Source organism: Microcoleus sp. Pol12B4 (genome assembly GCF_036701385.1).
Classification (GTDB): domain Bacteria; phylum Cyanobacteriota; class Cyanobacteriia; order Cyanobacteriales; family Microcoleaceae; genus Microcoleus.
In genome coordinates this window covers 1-2,857 of sequence record NZ_JAUBQR010000385.1, presented here as the reverse complement: position 1 = coordinate 2,857, position 2,857 = coordinate 1, and the positions used below count along the sequence as shown (strand labels likewise).

Sequence of the window (2,857 nt, the reverse complement as noted above, 5' to 3'; positions counted from 1 at the left end):
TACTAACGAACATAAATTTGATTTCCCCAAAATACGTCAATATACTTACACACAGAAAATCATTTAGGATTGCTATATCGGTAATTCAATGTGAGATGAACTTAATGCTGGGATTGGTGATTGTACCTCCGCGAGTAAGCTTCAAACCCTTATAAAAAAAATAACTTATCTAAGGTAAATTTCGCATATAGGTCTTATTAAGAGCAGCATTTTGAATCTGATTGCTGAATATATCAAGCATTCCCATAATTTCTGTGTGTAATTCTATATACTCTTCTCTGTCAACTGTCAAATAGTTACCATGTGCAATTTCATTTCTTGTTTTCAAAAGCTTAATATCGATTAATACCGACTTAGTAGAGTAGACAGAAAAGTCTATTCCCAGAGTAGAAGTTATTTCTTTCAAAATGTCAGAAGACAGATTGGATGCTGTAGAAATTGCATCTTTGTCTTTGTATGGCAAAGAGCATTTAGTATTTAAGTTAGAAAGGAAGAAATCACACACAGGTATATATAATGACGGTTTATTTGTGTCTCTAGCTTCGTTCAATTTTGTCTTCATTGCTAAAGCTAAAAAATTGCTATTAAGCTGATCGTAGCGAAGCTTTTGCATAGCAACATACTCTAGATAACTATTTGATGCTAATTTGACAAAACCTTCCCAATGGGCATAGAGAATACATATTCCACTCCGAATCAACGCACTATGCCTTTGAGAAGAAACATTTCTCCATTCTACCAAGGATTTGAGTTCCGAAAGTTCCTTCTTTCGCCAAGCAAGATCGGTGGAAAGCTTATCACTTAATTGTTCAGCAGTTCGGATACTCATTAGGGGGAAAATACTTTTCTACCAAGCGGAATCAGGTAAGGTAAACGTATTGCAGCATTCACGCCTGCTCCCGACCATTTTTGATAAGTCCGATCTGACCAAATAGTTTTTACACGATCAGATATCTGGTTTGTTTGAGGTGGATTTTTATAGTTATATCCGATTCCCAATGCTACCACTTCATATAATGATAATAGAAAACCACCAATGAACTTGTCTTGTTCAGATTTATATCTCTTGAAACTATTCTCACCTGTAGTTTCATTCAGAAGATCGAATGTTGTTTTGAATGCTGTTTCTATATGGCGATAATCTAACTCTTTATTAGAAGCAACTTCCCGCATTTTTTGCGTCAGGAAAACGTGAACATCACCACCCAACTTTTTAATTTTTCTCTCATCCTTGTCAAAGAGAAGTATGAAACGTAATACTAATTCCATATCATACTGTTCTTCATAGAGCCTATCGCTTAAAGCCGTACACTTTTTGAATGGTTCATAATCTGCCAGTGAACGCATCAATTGATATAAATCTTTATTCAACATCAAAAGAATGCAATTTCTCACTTCTTGAGGTGTAGCAACTGAACCTCCTGTATTCAGTCGCTGAAATAGCTCATATTTAATCATTTCATCGCTTTCTTTCTCAACAATATTGACAGCAATTTTTGAGCGTTTAATCAATAAACGCTGTGTTTGAGTGAAAGAATTCTCTCTATCGTTTGGGTCGTCCCATTTTTTCCCTTCTAAAGAAGCTAAATATGTAGTTTTTTGTAAGGCTACTGGCTGTGTATTGTTTTCTGATTCATCTTTTTCTGGTTCATCTTTTTTCAAAATACCGACAAATTCATATATTGTTGATAGTCTCTGAACACCATCTACAACATCCCAAACACCATCATCTCTTTGGCTAACAAAAATTGGTGGAATAGGTATACCTAGCAAAATCGATTCTATGAAGGTTGATTTTTGGTGATCGGACCAACGAAAAAATCTTTGAAAATCTGGATGGATATCGATCTCACTCTTTTCATAAAGGCTGATCCACTCTCCAATAGACATTGAGTAGCCATCAGTCCGAATTTCTTGCCTTGTTTTATCAATTTCATCTTGCAGGGACATAGTTCAAAGTGTGTTAAATTTTGTTAGGTATAACCCTTTCTGTAGAATAACAATACTTACCTATTCTACTGTGTTGCGTTGCGGTTGACAAAAAGTCAGTGTTTAACCCTGCAATTATAGCAGATCAACCAATTTGTTGCGTAAATTTTATTAATCGACCAAATTACTGCTGCCGAACCCCATTAAGAAACTCTGTCCTTGCCTCAATTATTGAAGGCATTAAAACGCAGCGTACCAACAATGCTAAATCCAACTCCGGCAAAAACTCACTTCTTGAAACTTGCTCATAATCATCCTCGCGCAGCCGATAGACAGCAAGCCGATTATTTTCCCAAAACCAAACTTCTGGAATGCGAAGTCGCAGATATTTACCTAGTTTATTTGTGCTACCGCTAGTAATCGTTACTTCCACGGCTAAATCGGGATGCTCTTTTCTTGAACCTATATAATAAGACTCGTCTGGTTCAAATGATACATCTCTTGCCCGGTCTCTGCGAGTTGCACTCCCTACAGCAAAGAATTCAATTCCGAGTTCAAAAAAGTATGCTTCCAGTAATATAGCGAGCGCTTTTTTAAAGCTTTCATGTGCCTGGCTCAGTGTCATAAACTCGATCCACCCATCAAGATAAGTTATCCGTAAACCAGGAGAGTCAGCCATCAAAGATTCGATCGCCTCAAATTGCTCCCAAGTATAATAACCGGGGAGAATCAATCGCTGTTCTGCAAGCGTACCTATTTCTTCTAAAATTTTTGCTGTCATAGGTATCACCATCCTACTTGAATATTACTAGCCCCTACCCAGCACAAGCCAGGCAGGGGCATTCACTCACATTCTAACTTAATGAACTAGCTCGATCGCCCTTTTAGTCAACGCCTCAGCAGTCAACCCATTAAACGCCATCAACTG

The 2,857-nt window shown here is 37.2% G+C and carries 3 protein-coding genes; all 3 read right to left on the bottom strand.

Features of this window, described 5'->3' with window-relative positions; translation table 11 throughout:
• Positions 1-169: 169 nt before the first annotated feature.
• On the bottom strand, positions 170-829 hold the full coding sequence (locus QUA38_RS28335) for an MAE_28990/MAE_18760 family HEPN-like nuclease (RefSeq protein WP_333167749.1): 660 nt from the start codon (positions 827-829) through the stop codon (positions 170-172).
• Positions 829-1,950 (bottom strand): DUF262 domain-containing protein, encoded by a 1,122-nt coding sequence (locus QUA38_RS28330; RefSeq protein ID WP_333167748.1) that lies wholly within the window; start codon positions 1,948-1,950, stop codon positions 829-831. The genes QUA38_RS28335 and QUA38_RS28330 overlap by 1 nt, the downstream gene beginning before the upstream one ends.
• A gap of 163 nt (positions 1,951-2,113) precedes the next feature.
• A complete protein-coding gene (locus QUA38_RS28325; protein ID WP_333167746.1) occupies positions 2,114-2,710 on the bottom strand; it encodes a Uma2 family endonuclease in 597 nt (198 codons plus the stop codon).
• Between the last annotated feature and the right edge of the window lie 147 nt (positions 2,711-2,857).